20 protein-coding genes and 1 pseudogene are annotated in these 16,151 nt (G+C 59.4%); 11 read left to right on the top strand and 10 right to left on the bottom strand.

Annotation, left to right across the window (positions count from 1 at the left end):
• Window positions 1–551: 551 nt before the first annotated feature.
• A pseudogene (locus ACOI1H_RS14100) lies at window positions 552–942 on the top strand (Tn3 family transposase); the annotation flags it as partial.
• Window positions 943–1,017: 75 nt separating this feature from the next.
• Here ACOI1H_RS14100 and ACOI1H_RS14105 read toward each other — a convergent pair.
• The gene (locus ACOI1H_RS14105) at window positions 1,018–1,764 is read right to left on the bottom strand and encodes a flavodoxin family protein (RefSeq protein WP_422438375.1); all 747 of its coding nucleotides are present in this window, start codon (window positions 1,762–1,764) and stop codon (window positions 1,018–1,020) included.
• Between the two features lie 521 nt (window positions 1,765–2,285).
• On the opposite strand from ACOI1H_RS14105, the gene ACOI1H_RS14110 reads away from it, so the two are divergent.
• The 5 genes from ACOI1H_RS14110 (at window position 2,286) to ACOI1H_RS14130 (ending at window position 5,954) form a co-directional block, all read left to right on the top strand.
• Window positions 2,286–2,663, top strand: a complete 378-nt coding sequence (locus ACOI1H_RS14110) for a hypothetical protein (RefSeq protein WP_422438377.1) — start codon at window positions 2,286–2,288, stop codon at window positions 2,661–2,663.
• Window positions 2,664–2,918: 255 nt separating this feature from the next.
• Entirely contained in the window at window positions 2,919–3,572 is a 654-nt protein-coding gene (locus tag ACOI1H_RS14115) for a cysteine hydrolase (RefSeq protein WP_422438378.1), read from the top strand.
• A gap of 13 nt (window positions 3,573–3,585) precedes the next feature.
• Window positions 3,586–4,146, top strand: coding sequence for a peroxiredoxin-like family protein (locus tag ACOI1H_RS14120; protein WP_422438379.1), 561 nt, complete (start codon window positions 3,586–3,588; stop codon window positions 4,144–4,146).
• Between the two features lie 203 nt (window positions 4,147–4,349).
• The gene (locus ACOI1H_RS14125) at window positions 4,350–5,771 is read left to right on the top strand and encodes a dihydrolipoyl dehydrogenase (RefSeq protein ID WP_422438381.1); all 1,422 of its coding nucleotides are present in this window, start codon (window positions 4,350–4,352) and stop codon (window positions 5,769–5,771) included.
• 24 nt (window positions 5,772–5,795) lie between these two features.
• Entirely contained in the window at window positions 5,796–5,954 is a 159-nt protein-coding gene (locus tag ACOI1H_RS14130) for a hypothetical protein (RefSeq protein WP_422438382.1), read from the top strand.
• A 57-nt stretch (window positions 5,955–6,011) separates the two neighbouring features.
• Here ACOI1H_RS14130 and ACOI1H_RS14135 read toward each other — a convergent pair whose 3' ends face one another.
• From ACOI1H_RS14135 to ACOI1H_RS14160, 6 genes are all read right to left on the bottom strand, one after another.
• A complete protein-coding gene (locus ACOI1H_RS14135) occupies window positions 6,012–7,364 on the bottom strand; it encodes a dihydrolipoyl dehydrogenase family protein (RefSeq protein WP_422438384.1) in 1,353 nt (450 codons plus the stop codon).
• A 23-nt stretch (window positions 7,365–7,387) separates the two neighbouring features.
• A complete protein-coding gene (gene merA, locus ACOI1H_RS14140; RefSeq protein WP_422438385.1) occupies window positions 7,388–8,818 on the bottom strand; it encodes a mercury(II) reductase in 1,431 nt (476 codons plus the stop codon).
• Between the two features lies 1 nt (window position 8,819).
• Complete coding sequence (locus tag ACOI1H_RS14145) at window positions 8,820–8,957, bottom strand: hypothetical protein (RefSeq protein ID WP_422438386.1); 138 nt, start codon at window positions 8,955–8,957, stop codon at window positions 8,820–8,822.
• Window positions 8,954–9,340 (bottom strand): mercury resistance system transport protein MerF, encoded by a 387-nt coding sequence (gene merF / locus ACOI1H_RS14150; protein ID WP_422438388.1) that lies wholly within the window; start codon window positions 9,338–9,340, stop codon window positions 8,954–8,956. Before merF ends, ACOI1H_RS14145 begins: the two co-directional genes overlap by 4 nt.
• 88 nt (window positions 9,341–9,428) lie before the next feature.
• Complete coding sequence (locus tag ACOI1H_RS14155) at window positions 9,429–9,734, bottom strand: periplasmic mercury ion-binding protein (protein ID WP_422438390.1); 306 nt, start codon at window positions 9,732–9,734, stop codon at window positions 9,429–9,431.
• A 15-nt stretch (window positions 9,735–9,749) separates the two neighbouring features.
• Window positions 9,750–10,157, bottom strand: coding sequence for a mercuric transporter MerT family protein (locus ACOI1H_RS14160; protein ID WP_422438391.1), 408 nt, complete (start codon window positions 10,155–10,157; stop codon window positions 9,750–9,752).
• Between the two features lie 76 nt (window positions 10,158–10,233).
• Here ACOI1H_RS14160 and ACOI1H_RS14165 point away from each other — a divergent pair, with 76 nt between their 5' ends.
• Together ACOI1H_RS14165 and ACOI1H_RS14170 are read left to right on the top strand one after the other, a co-directional pair.
• Window positions 10,234–10,647 (top strand): MerR family transcriptional regulator, encoded by a 414-nt coding sequence (locus tag ACOI1H_RS14165; RefSeq protein ID WP_422438395.1) that lies wholly within the window; start codon window positions 10,234–10,236, stop codon window positions 10,645–10,647.
• A 649-nt stretch (window positions 10,648–11,296) separates the two neighbouring features.
• Window positions 11,297–11,527, top strand: coding sequence for a hypothetical protein (locus tag ACOI1H_RS14170; RefSeq protein WP_422438396.1), 231 nt, complete (start codon window positions 11,297–11,299; stop codon window positions 11,525–11,527).
• Between the two features lie 165 nt (window positions 11,528–11,692).
• Here the strand turns inward: ACOI1H_RS14170 and ACOI1H_RS14175 are convergent, their stop codons facing one another.
• Window positions 11,693–12,898, bottom strand: coding sequence for a TauD/TfdA family dioxygenase (locus ACOI1H_RS14175; RefSeq protein ID WP_422438398.1), 1,206 nt, complete (start codon window positions 12,896–12,898; stop codon window positions 11,693–11,695).
• A 190-nt stretch (window positions 12,899–13,088) separates the two neighbouring features.
• Between ACOI1H_RS14175 and ACOI1H_RS14180 the strand changes: the two genes are divergently transcribed.
• From ACOI1H_RS14180 to ACOI1H_RS14190, 3 genes are read left to right on the top strand one after another with little or no spacing between them, the layout of a single operon-like run.
• Complete coding sequence (locus ACOI1H_RS14180) at window positions 13,089–13,247, top strand: hypothetical protein (RefSeq protein WP_422438400.1); 159 nt, start codon at window positions 13,089–13,091, stop codon at window positions 13,245–13,247.
• Window positions 13,248–13,302: 55 nt separating this feature from the next.
• A complete protein-coding gene (locus ACOI1H_RS14185; RefSeq protein ID WP_422438428.1) occupies window positions 13,303–13,644 on the top strand; it encodes an N-6 DNA methylase in 342 nt (113 codons plus the stop codon).
• Window positions 13,619–14,323 carry a DUF421 domain-containing protein gene (locus ACOI1H_RS14190; RefSeq protein WP_422438402.1) on the top strand — a complete coding sequence of 235 codons (705 nt, stop codon included), beginning with the start codon at window positions 13,619–13,621 and terminating at the stop codon, window positions 14,321–14,323. Before ACOI1H_RS14185 ends, ACOI1H_RS14190 begins: the two co-directional genes overlap by 26 nt.
• A gap of 165 nt (window positions 14,324–14,488) precedes the next feature.
• Here the strand turns inward: ACOI1H_RS14190 and ACOI1H_RS14195 are convergent, their stop codons facing one another.
• A complete protein-coding gene (locus ACOI1H_RS14195; RefSeq protein WP_422438404.1) occupies window positions 14,489–15,148 on the bottom strand; it encodes a Fe2+-dependent dioxygenase in 660 nt (219 codons plus the stop codon).
• Between the two features lie 4 nt (window positions 15,149–15,152).
• Window positions 15,153–16,052: a hypothetical protein gene (locus tag ACOI1H_RS14200; RefSeq protein WP_422438406.1), complete on the bottom strand. Its 900-nt coding sequence runs from the start codon at window positions 16,050–16,052 to the stop codon at window positions 15,153–15,155.
• Between the last annotated feature and the right edge of the window lie 99 nt (window positions 16,053–16,151).

The raw sequence follows: 16,151 nt of genomic DNA on the forward strand, positions 1-16,151 counted from the left end.
GGACATGTCCTTCAGGTCTGGTTTAACCGCAAGATTGCCTGATTAGGCCAGCTAAACAAGTGTTTCAACGAGGGTGCGACCACAGCAAATTCAAAACCAAAAGCCCGCACCTGCCGATAAAGCCCATATCCTGTTGGACCTGCCTCATCGCACACTGAGACAGGTTTCAAGTCTCCGGCAAACCCGGCGCGGTTCAGTCTCGCATCAATACGTCACCCACAATCGCTACTACCCAAGTCAGAAGCAGTTCGCCGACGCCATCCAAAGGGGTGTCCCCGTCCTTCCTGCGCCTGCGGCTTTGTGAAGGCCGGGTGATCCCCCCTTTGGCTTTGATTTCAGCATTGCGGCGGTTCCCCCCTGCCCTCGCCGGGAGGCAAGGTTTCAGAAGAGGGGCGCGCTAACGCGCTGCCTCGTTTGACCCCTCGCCCGATTTTCGGCATCAGACCGGAAACGTGGCACTACTGCAAAGGACCAAAGCCATGACCGACCAAACCACCTTGACCACAGAAGAACAGGCCGAGATTGATCGCGTCGCCAAGGTCGCGGAACGGGCACCGGTCGCGCAGCAACCGTTGCTGGCCGCTGCCGGTATCGTCGCGGGGGCGGAAACTACGGCCGACCGCCCCGTGACCTTTTTGCGCCGCACCTCGAAATGGCATCGGCACTTGAATAGCGACGACAGGAACAGGCTTTGGGAGGTCGCAGTGTTGTGCCACTTGCGCGATGCATTCAGAGCGGGCGACATCTGGCTGGCCCACTCCCGCCGATATGGTGATCTCAAGGACGCGCTGGTTCCGGCCGAAGTTGCCAGGGCAACGCCAAGACTGGCCATGCCATTCGAACCGGAAATCTGGCTGGCAGATCGTAAATCTCGTTCGGCTGACGGCTTGCAGCGGCTGGCCCGCGCCGCCAGGGGCCGGTGCCATTCCGGGCGGGTCTATCGTAAAGGGACCGCGTCTGGAACCGATAGAAGCCGGAGTTTCACATGCCCTTATAGCCAGCAGCGTACTCGCGATATCAGCTCCTGTGCTCGGGGTTCTCAAAATCGAAGCGGCAGCCTGCTGACCATGCATTGCGGTCGTTGCCATGATTGGGAAGGCCGTCGACATCCTTCAGCATTCGCGCCATGTGCATCAGGTTCCAGGTCATGATCGTGGTGTTGCGCTGCGTGAACTCGTTGTCGAAGCCCGCGCCGTCGTCGCCATAGCTCGGTCCGGGCCCGGCTTCGCCGATCCAGCCGCAATCGGCCTGCGGCGGGATCGCGTAGCCCAGATGCGACAGCGAATAGAGCACACTCATCGCCACATGCTTTACCCCGTCCTCGTTGCCGGTGACCACAACGCCCCCAGTCTTGCCGTAGAAGATGGATTGCCCCTTGTCGTTCAGCAGGCCGGACATGGCGTAAAGTCGTTCGATCAGCAGTCGGCAGACCGAGGATTGCTCGCCCAGCCAGATCGGCGTGCCGATGACGAGGATGTCGGCCTCCTCGACCTTGCGCCACAGATCGGGCCAGTCGTCATGGTCCCAGCCGTGCTCGCGCATGTCGGGCTGCACGCCGAAGGCGATGGTATGCGCGGTCATTCGGACGTCTTCCACGGCAACGCCGCTCTTGCGCATGATCTCGGCCGAAGTGCCCATCAGCAAGGCGGTGTGCGAAGCCTGGTCGGGGTGCTTCAGCGTGCAGTTGAAGAACATGGCGCGCAGATCGGAGAAGTCGGTCTTGTTCTCCGCGCACAAGGCAGCTTGTTTTTCACTTAGGGTCATGACGTCGCTCACTCCGGGATTTCGTTTGTCATCAAATCATTTCACAATTTTACACAGTATCGCGCTGGTTGTGCCATGCCATAAAAGTACGCCTTCGCACCAGCGCCATCCACGCTTCGGGATCGACGGCGAATTCGCCCCGGAGCGTCTCCACTTGGCCAGCGCCCGTCCCATTGCCGGTACGGCTCGGCGACTCGGCTCCCAAAGTTTATGCAGGCCTCTGCGTGCCAGTCGTAGTTCTGGTTTCGGGGTTATCAGCCCCAGTCAGACCCATCCTGAAACGTGAACGATGGCGATCTCGTTCCGTGCCGAGCAAGAGGAACTTACAGATGATGAGTGCGTTTGATTTGCAGTGATTTGCGAGAGACAAGATTCAACCCACGGGAATACAAAATGATCCAGCAAACAGCGACTTTACATGGGCGAGTGGACTGGAAGGCTGCAATCTTGGCCGGTCTGATCGCTGGCATCGTCTTCATGATGATGGAGATGATCCTAGTAGCCGTTACAAGCGGGAGCCCTTGGGGCCCGCCGCGGATGATGCGGCAATGGTCATGGGAAAAGGCGTTCTGCCACCACCGGCGACCTTCGATGTCATGATCATGATGGTGGCCATGGTCGTGCATGTCATTCTATCCATCTTGCTCGCTGTCGTGTTCGCTTGGGTCCTGTCGCGTTGGCGTCTCAGCGCCGGTGCGGCGGTTGTGCTCGGCGGGGCTTTCGGCTTGTTGGTATATCTCGTCAACTTCTATCCGGTGGCCGCAATCCTGTTTCCGTGGTTTGCAATGGCGCGAAACTGGATCTCGATCATCAGCCACGTCGCCTTCGGCGCCGTCCTCGCATGGACGTACCTCGCACTTGCCCGCAGCGAACGAGGCGCGCCACATCCTCACGCATGACAGAACCGCTAGAAGACGCGGAAGTCTAAGCCAGAACTCTGAAAAAGCGCGGCGGATGCGCACAACGCCATTGAAGAAACACTTTGATACAGGATCACAAAAGAAACGCGACGGAGCTCCCGCTGGTCGGCAACGGCGTGATCAAGGTCGACGACTTCCTCGCCGCACTCTCGGCGTCAACGGCAGTCACCTAACTGTCCCATCGCACTGCCGCCCATAAACCTGCCCGCCTTCCCGAACACAAAGGATCCAAAGATGAACACCGACCACAAAACCACCGCATTGGTCGTGACCGATCCCCAAAACGATTTTCTCAGCGAGGACGGTGCCGCTTGGGGTCTGGTAGGCGAGAGCGTTCGCAAGAATAACACGATCGCCAATCTCGAGACCTTGTTGACCGCCGCGCGAGACGGTGGCTACCGGACTTTCGTGTCTCCGCACTACTACTATCCAGCCGACAAGGAGTGGCAGTTTGGCGGCACCCTCGAGCAAAAGATGCACGAGATCGGCATGTTTGCCCGCAGTGGTCCGCTGGAGCTGTCCGGATTCGACGGATCTGGAGCTGACTGGTTGGAGCGGCTGAAGCCGCTGCTGACCGATAGCAACGTTATCGTGGTCAGTCCTCACAAGGTCTATGGGCCCCAGAACAACGACCTGGCGCTGCAGTTGCGTAAACACGGGATCAGTAAGGTCGTTCTGGCCGGGATGTCGGCGAACCTGTGCGTTGAGTCGCACATGCGCGACCTGGTCGAACAGGGATTCGAGGTATTCGTCGTCTCAGACGCAACCGCAGCCGCCATCGATCCGGATCTTGGTGACGGGTACCAAGCCGCCGTCATCAACTTCAACTTCATCGCCAGCAAGGTCTGGACCACCCAAGAGGCAGTTGAAATGCTGCAAGCGGTGTAACGGAAAAGCTGCGTTGATCAACTTCAACACGAAAGAGAAAATGAACATGACGGATAAACTCAAATCCGGAGAACGCCTTCCCGAAATCACCGTGCCGCGCCTCGGCGGCGGTACGCTGACGCTGGGCACGCCCGTGGACGATCACGACTGGCAGATGGTGGTGGTTTACCGCGGCAAGCACTGCCCGATCTGTAAGACCTACCTTGCGGAACTCGAGCGTGTAGCGCCCGAGTTCGCCACGGCCGGAGTCGGCGTCGTCGCGGTATCCGGCGACCCGGAAGATCGCGCCCGCAGCTTCACCGACGAGATCGGCGTGTCGTTCCCGGTCGGCTATGACCTGACCGTCGATCAGATGCGGATGCTCGGCCTCTATGTCTCGGAACCGCGCTCGGAGAAGGAGACCGACCGTCCGTTCGCCGAGCCGGGCGTGTTCGTGATCAACGCCGAGGGGTTGCTGCAGGTGGTGGACATTTCCAACGCACCGTTCGCAAGACCGGATCTCGCCGGCCTTGCCAAGGCGCTGAAGTTCATCCGCGACAACGACTATCCGATTCGTGGCCGTCTGGCGGCCTGAAGCGTCAATGATGCCCGAAACTGACGCGCCGGGCGGGTCACCACTTCCCGGCCCGTTTCCGATCGGTAACTATCGAAAGGACGACGTCACTATGAATCTCGCTGGCAAAAGATGCGTCATCATTGGCGGCGCCCTCATTTACCGGAAACGCGCAGACCAGCCAAAGCATGGTGGTCAGCCACGGCTTGTGGATGAACAGAGCCATGCGCGAGGTTGACGTCGCCATCATCGGCGCGGGCACGGCGGGCATGGGTGCCTATCGCGCGGCGCTCAAGCATACCGACCGGCTGGTGCTCATCGAGGGCGGACCGTACGGCACCACCTGCGCCCGCGTCGGCTGCATGCCCTCCAAGCTAGTGATCGAGGCGGCGGAGGCGGTGTGCGGGGCTGCCGGTTTTGGCGTCCACGCCGGCGCGCCGCGCATCGACGGGGTCGAGGTGATGGAGCGGGTGCGGCGAGAGCGCGACCGTTTCGTCGGTTTCGTGCTCGAGACGGTGGAGGGGTTCGATCCGTCTCACCGCCTCAGGGGATGCGCGCAGTTCGAGGGTCCGAACATCCTTCGGCTCGACACCGGCGAGGCCGTGCGCGCCGCGCGCATCGTCATTGCCACCGGTGCGGTCCCAGTCCGCCCGGACGTTTTCGACGCGGTTGGCGACCGGCTGATCGTCAATGACGACGTGTTTGGCTGGGCCGATCTGCCAGAGGCGGTCGCAGTGTTCGGCGGCGGGGCTCTTGGGCTGGAGCTGGCTCAGGCGCTGCACCGGCTGGGCGTGCGCGTGCGGTTGTTCGGCAAGGGCGGTGGCGTCGGCCCACTGTCGGATCCGGCAGTGCGCGATGCCGCCGCCGCAGCGATCGGTGCCGATCTGCCCTTGGACCCGGACGCCGACGTGCAAGGGATCACCCGCGAGGGCGACACTGTGGTGGTGAGGTTCCGCGAGCGTGACGCCACGCGCGAAGAGCGGTTCGACTGGCTTTTGGCCGCGACGGGTCGAGCGCCAGCACTGGACGGGCTGAACCTCGCCGCCTCGGGTCTGACGCTGGATGAGCATGGCGCGCCCACAGTCGATCCGCTGACCATGCAGTCGGAGGGCGGCCACATCTTCTTCGCGGGCGATGTCGCAGCCCGCATCCCACTGCTGCACGAAGCCGCCGATGACGGCCGCATCGCGGGCGACAACGCCGGGCGCTTTCCGCAGGTGCAGACCCATCGCCGCCGCACACCGCTGGGCATCGTGTTCACCGATCCCAACATCGCCACGGTGGGCGCAACCTTCGCCGAGCTGTCGGAAGGGTCATGCGACTTCGCAATCGGAGAGGTTGATTTCGCTGATCAGGGCCGCGCCCGGGTGCTGCGCCAGAACCGCGGCCTGCTGCGCGTCTATGGCGAACGCGCCACGGGCCGTCTGCTTGGCGCGGAGATGGTCGCGCCGCGAGGCGAGCATTTGGCACATCTGCTGGCGTGGGCGGTGCAGACCGGCATGGATGTGGAGACGGCGCTGCAGATGCCCTTCTACCACCCGGTGATCGAGGAGGGCCTGCGCACGGCCCTACGCGACCTAAGCGTGAATCTGGGTCGTCGCACTGAAAATCCGCCGCGCAGCATCGACTGCGGTCCCGGCGCCTGAGCCAACAAGGAACGGATACGCCCGATGAACAAGGACGAAATCCAGTCACTCGACGGCATGCCGCCGGTCAAGACCAAATGCAAGCAACAGGGCCTGATAGGTGAGATCCATAAATGTCTTTCATCGTATGATAAGTTTGATGATGGGCGTTCCACCAACCATAAGGTCAAGCGCTATTCTTGATGCCAAGCAGCCATATGTATCTGACCGCGCGTTCAATGGGTCCCGCCAACTTCCAATTCAAAGAAGCGATCCCAAATCCGATCCGACGCTGGGATAGACCGCGGTCATCGACTTGAGCTGATTTGCAGTGAGCCCCAGTTTGATCGCCAACCCGAAGAAGTTGATCAGCTCTCCATACTCTGGTCCGAACAGATGCGCGCCCAGTATCTTGCCGTTCGACTTGTCCATCAACACCTTGGCGGCAGCGGATTTTTCACCGATCCGATAGTTTGAATACCAGCCACCCGTGTCAGTGAAACGAACATCGACATCGTAACCGGCCTCCTTGGCCTCGGCCTCTAACATCCCGACACGGGCCAGCTCAGGCACCGTGAACACCGCCGTCGGGATGCCCGCGTAGTCCGGCGCGGTCTGGACGTCCTTGAGCATGTTAGAGGCCGCGACCTTACCTTCGATCACGGCAACGGGCGTCAGCGGCATTCCCTTGGTGTCGGCAGAATCCCCAGCAGCAAAGACCGCGCTGTTAGTGGTGCTTTGCAGGTGCGGTGCCACAACAATGCCCTTGGCACCATACGCGACACCGGCGGCCTCAAGGTTCAAATCGGCAAGGGCGGCGATCCTGCCTGCTCCGTGAACGACCAGATCGGTCTCGATGGTCCGGGTCTCGCCGCCCGACTTCACTTCGACCATGAATGCGCCATCCGCCTCCACGACGGAGACGATCTCGGTTTTGCGGCGCAGTTCCACACCGACGCTGGCGCTGCGCGCGATCAGCATCTCGACCAAATCAGGATCAAAAGCGTTCAACGGTTTGGCACCGCGATCCACGATGACCGGCGCGGCACCGGCTCGCGCCGCGATATGCGCAAACTCAAAAGATACGAAGCCGCCACCTACGAACAGCATGCGCTTCGGCAAAGCCTCGAGATTGAGAAACTCCGTGCTGTCGATCATCAAATCCGCACCCGCGAAGGTGACAGGTCTCGGGATCGCTCCAGCAGCGACGAGAAAGTGGCGGGACTCGTAGGCCTTGCCGTCAACTTCGAGCGTGTTGGCACCGGTAAACCGCGCGGCACCGTGCAACGTTTCGACACCATTGCCCGTCAGACCTTTTTCCATTTTGTTTGGCACCGGATCGGTAAAACCGCGTTTGTGGGCTATCAGATCCGACCAGTTGATCGCCAGTCCGTCGAGGTCGATCCCCTTACCCTGCATCAGCCGGGCGGCATCGACGATTTCCGCACCGCGTCTGAGGATTTTCTTCGGATCACAGCCACGCAAGGCGCAGGTGCCGCCATAGGGCAGCGCATCGACAATCGCCACGCGCCAGCCCGCCGCGCCGCATTTGTTCGCCGCGGCAACCCCGGCCATACCAGCTCCGATAACGATCAGGTCATACGTCTCGCTCATATGTCGCTCCTTTATACGTGTCTTTATCCGGCGCAGCAGCTGAGCTTTGCCACGTCCATATCAAACGTCTGCGCGGCCAATTTCAGCCCTTCCACAGTGGTCAAGTAGGGGAAGATCGTTTCGCCCAACGCCTTGGTCGTCATGCCGAACTTCAGCGCCATGACCAGTGTCTGGATCGTGTCCGACCCTTCGGGTGCGATGATCTGGCCACCCAGCAGTTTGTCGGTGTCCTTATCCGCCACAAGCTTGATCAATCCACGCGTGTCACGGGCGGCAAGAGCGCGCGGCACCTGATCAAGCGGCACGACAGAAGTCTTCACGTCGAATCCTGCGTCCCTCGCCTGTTGTTCGCTCAGGCCGACTCCGGCAACCTGCGGATCAGAGAACACTACCCAAGGCATGGAAGAATTGTCATAGCGCTGATCACCGTCCAGAACGGCGTTTTTCGCAGCCAGCTTTGCTCCGTAGGCTGCCATATAAACGAACTGGTCGCGGTCGGTCACGTCACCCGCCGCATAGATACCGGGCGCCGTGGTCTGCATGTCGTCGCCGACGACGATTGACCCGCGCGTGTCGGTCTCTACGCCGATTTCCTCCAAACCCATACCATCGGTATTGGCACGCCGACCTGAAGTCGAAACAAGATGATCCGCCGTCACCTCGACCAGCTCGCCGTCCCGCGTGACCCGCAAGGTCACGCCCGCCGCGTCACGTCTGACATTCTCATAGCTCAGCCCGGTCAGCAGGGTGATCCCCTCAATCATGAACGCATCTGCCAAGGCCTTGGACACTTCCGGTTCGGCACCGGGCAGCAGGTGTGACCGTGTCACCAGCGTGACCTTCACACCCATCCGGCTCATCATCTGCGCCAGCTCCGCACCGATGTAGCCCGCCCCGATGAAAATCAGGCTTTCCGGCAAAGTCTCAAGCTCCAGCAAGCTGGTGCTGTCGAGGGCACCGATATCCTCGATCCCGTCAATCGTCGGCAGGACCGGGTGTCCGCCGGTTGCGATGATCATCTTCGGTGCTGTCAGGGTACGACCGCCGACAGTGATGCCGCCCTTTACCAAGCGCGCTGGACCCTCGTCGATGTAATCGATACCGGGATATTCCGGCAGAAGGTCGGCGTATTTCTTCTGGCGTAGGGTTGCAACCAGATCGTCTTTCGACTGGATCAGCGTATGCCAGTCGTCGACCTGTGCGTGACCGGACAGGCCGGGAAACCGCTTTGCCGCATGTGCGCCATGGATTGCCTCCGCTGCTCGGATCATCGCCTTGGACGGTACGCACCCGACGTTCACGCAGGTGCCGCCGATGGTGCCATGCCCGACAAGGGCGACCCGCTTGCCTGCGTCAGCAGCGGTGATCGAAGCGGAAAAGCCCGCCGACCCGGCCCCGATGACGAGCAGGTCGTAGCCGCCGGTTCCGTCGTCATTTTTATTGATATCTTTCATGTCAATGTGCCCCGTCCAGATCAGAATTATTTCGTTTGGCAACGATCAGATAGATGATCGCACCGATGGCGATGAGCGGTGCCGCCATGCCAAGCATTCCGAAAAACATGCCAAGGCTCGTGCAGGATTCCATCATCATTGTGTGGCTCCTTTGGATTTCATTCGTTTGAGGAAAAAGGCATAGGCACCGACAGCCGCGAATGCACCGACCGTAATACGCAGGGCAAAACGGAACTCGATCCAAATGATGAAAACCGACAGAAAAGCCGCGATGGCGCTTGCCCAAAGTTTCGGGCTTGGTCGAGGTCGCCCCGCGCGCAGCCAAAGCGCCTGAGCCACAACGGCAAGGCTGAAAAAAAGCAGCGGAAACAGCGCGTAGTCGAGCCAGCCGGTGAAGGCCGACAGGCCAACACCTGCTACGACGATAACCAAAAGGGGCGTGAAGCAACACAAGGCCGCGAACAGCGCGCCGCCCAGCCCCCACTTCAACATACGGTCGGGATTCTGGGTATCTTGGGTCAACGTGCAAACTTTCTATTTGAAGTCGGAACTGCGGCTAAGTGGCGTGAGAGAGATGACGACAGCGCGTCACCTATTGCCCCGTCCACAGTCAGTATCCGTTTTTGGGCAAGACCTGAGCGGGGTAGCCATTCGCGGTCACTGCGGCGATCAGGCCTTCCACGCTGGTTTCGGCATCGTCGAAGGTGACGCTGTAAACGCCTTGCCCAGACTCGGGGCCCTCGGCGAAGCCTTCGATCTGAACCGATGGAACGCTGCGCAGGGAGCTGGCGACGATGAAGGAACAGGAGGGACAGGTCAGCTCACTGACCGCGATCTCGACCCTACGCTCCTCTGCGAGGGCCGCTGAGGATAGCGCGGCAAGGGCCAGCGCCGAAGACAACAGTATCTTTTTCATGGTTTTGATCCTTGCTCAGAATTTCAGGATGAAGGGCGTGATATAGGGAAAGGCCATGGCCACGGCGATGATTGCGGCGGCCGCCCAGAGCGTCGCCCGCATGACCTTGCGGTTGATCGGACGGGCACAGGTGCCATCGGCGCAAGAGTCCGGACTCGTCGGCTTGTAGGCCTTGTAGAACCCGTATCCGAGGAACGCGGCACTCAGCGTAAAAGTATACCATTTGTAGGCGTAGAGCGCGCCGAGCTGCGCGATGAACACGCCTGTCACGCCAAAGCTCACCAGCACGAGCGGCAGAATGCAGCACGAAGTCATTGCCAATGCACCCAAAACGCCGAAGCCGGTCGCGGTCCATCCTTTCGCGGTGTCATCGCTGACCTGGCGCGTCTGATCGGGTGTCTGTGCTGTGAAGCTCTGTTCCATAGAATTGCCCTTGCTACGATATTTCCACCGTTCTACGGTCTGTAGTTGATACAGGCTCAAGGGATTTCTGCGAAAAATGGATAACAGAAGCGTGACAGCACTCCGGCGCGTTGATCTTGCGCGCGCCACTGGCTGCAACCTCGAAACCATCCGTTATTACGAGACCGTCAGCATCATGCCGGACCCGCCCCGCACCGCAAAAGGATATCGAAGCTATGACGATGCCCATGTCAGACGGTTGAAATTCGTTATGCGGTCCCGCGATCTTGGCTTTTCACTGGAAGAAATTCGCGGGCTGCTCGGATTGGTCGATGACCGATCCCAGACCTGCGCTCAGGTTCAGACCGTTGCCGAGGCGCATCTTGAAGATGTGCAGGCGAAAATCGCCGATCTCGCGCGGATTGAACGTGTCCTGTCGGAGACCGTCGCGCGATGCACAGGCGACGCCGCCCCGAAATGCGCGGTTATTGATGCCCTGCTTGATGCATAAATTTCGCCGAAGATTTTTAGGCAGCCAGGTCGCTCGAACAAAAGCGGCCATTCGTTGCACCGCAGAAAATTGGTAAAGAGGGCTCTTTCAGGTCATTCGCTCCGCCACGCACGAACGGCCGCTTGGCCCCTGCCCCGCCCTTTGGGCGTGTCATCGCGCTCTACACTCCAGCCGGCAGACCGGCTTGCGCCCGCAACGTCCCGGCCCATCCTCCCTGTCCGCATGGCCCGCGCCCTGTCTCTCCGAGCCAGTGTGCGAACCTGCGGCCATGGTCGTCCTGGTCCGTGCCGATGCGCCCTTGCGGGTGACGATCGCTGGGGTGCGGTGCGGGGTTCGGGCCAAGCGCGATACGCCGCTGCACCGCCAAGAGAAAAAGAAAGCAAAACGGGGACCGCCGGTCCCCCACCGCAACCCTGAAATACGGCACCCAAAGGGGTGTCCCCGTCCTTCCTGCGCCTGCGGCTTTGTGCAGGCCGGGTGATCCCCCTCCCCTTTGGCCTTGATTTCAGCATTGCGGCGGTTCCCCCCCTGCCCTCGCCGGGAGGCAAGGTTTCAGAAGAGGAGCGTGCTTCGCACTCCCTCGTCTGACCCCTCGCCCGATTTTCGGCACCAGACCGGATACGTGGCACCACCGCAAAGGACCAAAGCCATGAACGACCAGACCACCCTTTCCGCAGAAGAACAGGCCGAGATTGTTCGCGCCGCAAAGATCGCAGAGCAGAGCGACCTTTTCCGCAAGACATGGGGTTCTGATGCCAGCATCCCCGGACAGATCGTCGTGACGCGCGGCGTGGCAAGCCTGTCTGTCGGCGCACAGGCGCAGATCATACGGGTCTTCGACCCCTTCAGCGACGACAAACCGCCGGAATGGGTATCATGAGATGCTGTCCGAAAAACGCACGTTTTGAGGATATGTAAAAATCATCATCCCATTAGGCTTCAAGTGGCTTTGCGGCAGGTGAAACTAGGTGTAACCTCGATGGAAAGTGAGCGTGTCCTCAATATTGAGTGGCCGGAGGCGGGTGCACACCAACGTCATTTCAACTCAATCGAGTGGGGCATGAAGCCTCGTTTTATTTGTTATTATTCCACCCCGGTTACCAATCTCAACTGATCCGTATCTCTCTTCAAAACTAGACGGAAGCGGTCGATCGCCATCTAATGAAAGCCATAACCGCATCAGATGGCGTCGTTGACTGGGATCTGGCCAATCAAGAAATCCCGTCCGATCATGAAGTTGGGAATGATTGTAAACGAACTGCATGTCTCCCGGCTCTAACTGCATGCCAAAACAAAGCGCGGGGTCATTCGCTAAAGCATCAAACATATCGAGCGCAGCAATGTGATCCGCGGTGAGTGGCATAGCTTCTTCGAACCTTTGGGCACTGTCAATATATTGCCGCTGATAGAAGACAGTCAGATATCCCTCGTGCCAGCTCAGAACTGGAATTTCCATGTAGGGTTTTGCGCCATTCGGGATTTCCCCCCGGCGATCCGTCGCAACGGGATCGAACAACTTAGTCAACAGATCAGGGCGATCTTGCTTCATTCGGTTATATATAGACTCAGCACTGACCAGCAGGGATTTCCCACCTTCTTTTGCCTCACGAATGCACAGTAGGCCGACAACATCAGCACTATCGGTGTGAAACGTCTGGCGTTGGCAGGTCTGATATATACGGCTATTGGGATCATTCGCATCAGCTCCAATGTCACGCACATGGCCTAAGATATGACCATCGGCATTCTGGGATCTGGCGCTTCCGATATGCGCTCCAATGCCGCAAAAGATCGTTGCGGCAAAAGCCTGAGAGTAGTCAGAAAGAGGTAGGCCACGCACAACTTCAAGACCCACACCCGAGAGCAGTTTTTCCTTGAGTTCAGAAATATGTCCCACAAAACTTATCAGTGGAAAAGTCTCTTTACTGATTTCACCGACATCGAGCGCTAAGCTTTGAAAATGAGTTGCAGCTTGCTCCAGATCGGCAATATCGGCATCGGATAACCGGTAAAGCCATTTCTCTGGAGCGTTCGACATGTCCTCACCGACCCATGCCGAAGGTCCGGTGAAGGCGTCGGGAAGAGTGAACGGCGTGCTTGTTTTCTGCATATAACGTCCTGACGTAAGACTGAATTTTTCAGTAATCAAAGATCTTGATTGCAGAAATATTTTCAGTTTATCTTGAATGATGGAAGCCCCTATGTCCAATTTTCCCCATTTGTCTTGCGTCAACACCAATTCGGCCGACATCCGCCTGAGGTGGTCCCCGAAAACTGGACACTGACGTAAGCTCTTTTGTGGTTCACCTTATGGGGATAGGTGACCAGCGGCGGCTTGAAAGACCATCCCATCCGCATCGAAGTAAAGAAACGTCTGAAAAACCTCCCGCTTTCAGCGTGATCTGGTAATCTCGGGCATCCCTCTGCAAGGAGCCCATCAGATGCCAAAGCAACCTGCATTTCCCGGCCTTCGCGATGCGATGAAGAAGAAGCAGACGCGGCGCGACGTGTTCCTGTCCGAGATGGAGGCCGTGGTCCCCTGGAGTTGGTTACACCGCATTTGCGGACCCGGCGACACGCACAGCCCTTGGCCTGTCTGAAGATCAGACCTGTCGCATCAACGCATGGCTTCCCGAAGGTACGGTCGTTCACCTGATCGTGGATCTGCTGCTGGCAGATAATGACGACGCGCTGTCAGGCAAGAGCATCATCCGCCGCGTCTACGATCCAGCCTGCGGCACTGGCGGCTTGCTGTCTGTTGCGGAAGACGCCATGAAAGAGATGAACCCGGGCCTGAATGTCGATCTGTTCGGCCAGGAGTTGAACGGCGAGTTTTACGCGATCTGCAAGTCGGACATGCTGGTGACACGAACGTGGCTTTTAGCGGGACACCGCGCGCAGTATCGCTATGAAACCAAATCGAGGGTGACCTATCCACTTCTTATCACTCTAACAATCAGGAACGCAGGCTTTGGACGATCCGGTTATCCCGTTTGACTTGGCGCGCATGTTCTTCGGAACTGATCCAATTTTATTTTATCTCGAAATCGTTTTTCGGACGTGTGTCGTTTACGCATACGCTTTGATACTGATCCGCTGGGTGGGTGGTCGTGGTATCGGCCAGATGTCGGCAGTCGAATTCTTGCTGGTCATTGCACTTGGATCCGCTGTTGGCGATGCGATGTTTTATCCAGACGTGCCGCTGTTTCAGGCCATGCTTGTCATTACGGTCGTGGTAAGCATTAACAAGCTCCTCGATCTCTTGATTTATCGATACAGCGCCGCCGAGAAATTTGTCGATGGTGAGACGGTAGAGATCATTCGCAACGGGGTGATCAATGTCCGAAGTCTCCGCAGAACGAGGATCGGCAAGAACGAACTTTTCGCAAGCCTGCGCGAACAGGGCGTGGTCAATCTTGGCGAAGTGAGGAAAGCCTATCTTGAATCGTCGGGTCGTTTCAGCGTCTTCCAATCGACGCACGCGCAATCTGGATTGCCTATCGAACCTGCATGGGATGTCTGTCCGCCCCCGACATATGATCCCGGCACAGCCGTCAATGGCAAAGCGCTGGCATGCTGTAATTGTGGCGTCGTCATTTCTCCGCCGGTCAAGGTGCCAACTGCCTGCTTGCAGTGTGGCGGTATCGTCTGGACATCAGCTATTGTGGCGCCCTGAAACGACAGGCTTCAGCAGATGCACATTGAATTCTGCGTAGCGATTGCGGAATTTTATCTGATCCTCCCACGCGTTCCGATTGTTGAGGCGGATAAGCGCCATAGCCATCACTCGTAACGACGCTCTGAGCCGCCACTTCGCTGCCGAGATGTGGCAAAGATGCCCTTAATCGGCAGCCCACATTCGGTAGAGGTTGCTTTTGGCCTTGAGCAGCCGGTCGAAGGCTGGCGACTTGCCTTGGCTGTCGAAAATCGCACGCGTCGCGGCGTCGAGATCGTGTAGGACCTCGCGTCGCTCCTCCGACCGCACCCAGCTGGTGACCCAGCCCACCACGGCTAAGCGAGTGCCCTGCCCAACCGGCTCTACCCGGTGCAGGGCGCTGGTCGGGTAAAGCACAAGGTCGCCGGGCTCCAGCCGGATCACTCGTTCCTCGATCGCGTCCTCCATGACGAGACCGCCGCCCTCGTAGCTATCGATTTCACTCAGAAAGAGAGTGAAGGACATGTCGGTCCGGCTGCCCTTCATGATCGGGTCATCGACATGGGTGCCGTATTCCATGCCAGGCCCGTAGCGCGAGACCAACATGCGCGCGAACTTGCGTGGACGCGCCACGCTGGTGAACACCTCGTTAGCACTCAGTGCCTTGCGCACCTTGGCGAAGATCGCCTCGCGGGCCGGCGTGTCCGCCGCCTGCTCGTTGCTCTTCACGCCCTTCGCATAGCGCCCAGCGGTGCGGCGACCGTCTTCGAAATTAAGCGCATCAATCGCCTCACGCAGCGCGGCGACCTCGTGGGGATCGAGGACGCCTCCGATCACATGAACCATGGGATTACTGCAGCTTCAAAGCGGAGAACTCGACCCGCGCGGCGGCGGCATGGAGCAGGCTGGCCTCCGGAGTGGCGATATCTTCGCCAGCCGGTCCGCCGAACGCGGCACCGGCGTCTTCGAGCTGGGCGCGCACTTCCGTGCCGACCTCGGCCACCGCAGCTTCGTCCGACGTCGCCAGCGCGTCTGCCTCCGCCTTCACCGCCTCGTAGATCCCGAAGGCCTCAAGATAATTCGTCCGATCGCTCACGGCACCATCTGAGACCGCCTCGGCGTAGTGCTCTCCAGCCGCGCGCAACCCCAGAGAGATCGCCTCTAGCCGGTCCGCAGCCATGGCCTCGGCCCGGGCAGCCGCGAGACGCTCGCGCAGGTCGGCAAAGCCTTGGTCGCCCGATGCCGTTTCCAGCTCCTCGATCTGCTCGTAGAGCTCACTCGCAAGGGCACCTTCGAGTCCATGCTCGGCCATCTTGGCGGCCTCCTCGATCAGGACAGCCGCGTCCTCGCCGATTTGGCGCTGCGTTTCGGCGGCGCGCAGCAGCCCGTCGATCACCAGCAGGTTGCGAGCTTGGGTCAGTGCCGGCTTTAACATGGAACTGCCGCCTTCGGACTCGCCCTCTCCGGCAGTAGCGGCTTCGCCTTCGGCCTCTAAGGCACCCTTACCTTCGCCTTCGGCTTCCACGGCGCCCTCACCTTCGCCTTCGGCTTCCGCCCCCACATCGCCTTCGCCCTCGACGGCGGCCTCACCTTCAGCCTCGACCTGATGGATCAGGCTCTGCGGTTCCGACAGTTCAGCGGCAACGGACGCGGCCCCGACGGCAGAGCTGAGCATGGCTGCCGAGGCACTCAGCGCGAGAACGCGGCGGGCAGTGACGACACGACGGGGTTTGCGTGTGATTGTGCTCATGATCTAAATCCTAAATCTTACTGTTTGTGTCAGATATACAGATCGCGAACGAGAGGTCAAGCAAAGCGACCGTCCAACAATGTAGCTCACAGGCCGCCT

This window comes from Loktanella sp. DJP18 (assembly GCF_049310965.1).
Taxonomy (GTDB): domain Bacteria; phylum Pseudomonadota; class Alphaproteobacteria; order Rhodobacterales; family Rhodobacteraceae; genus Loktanella.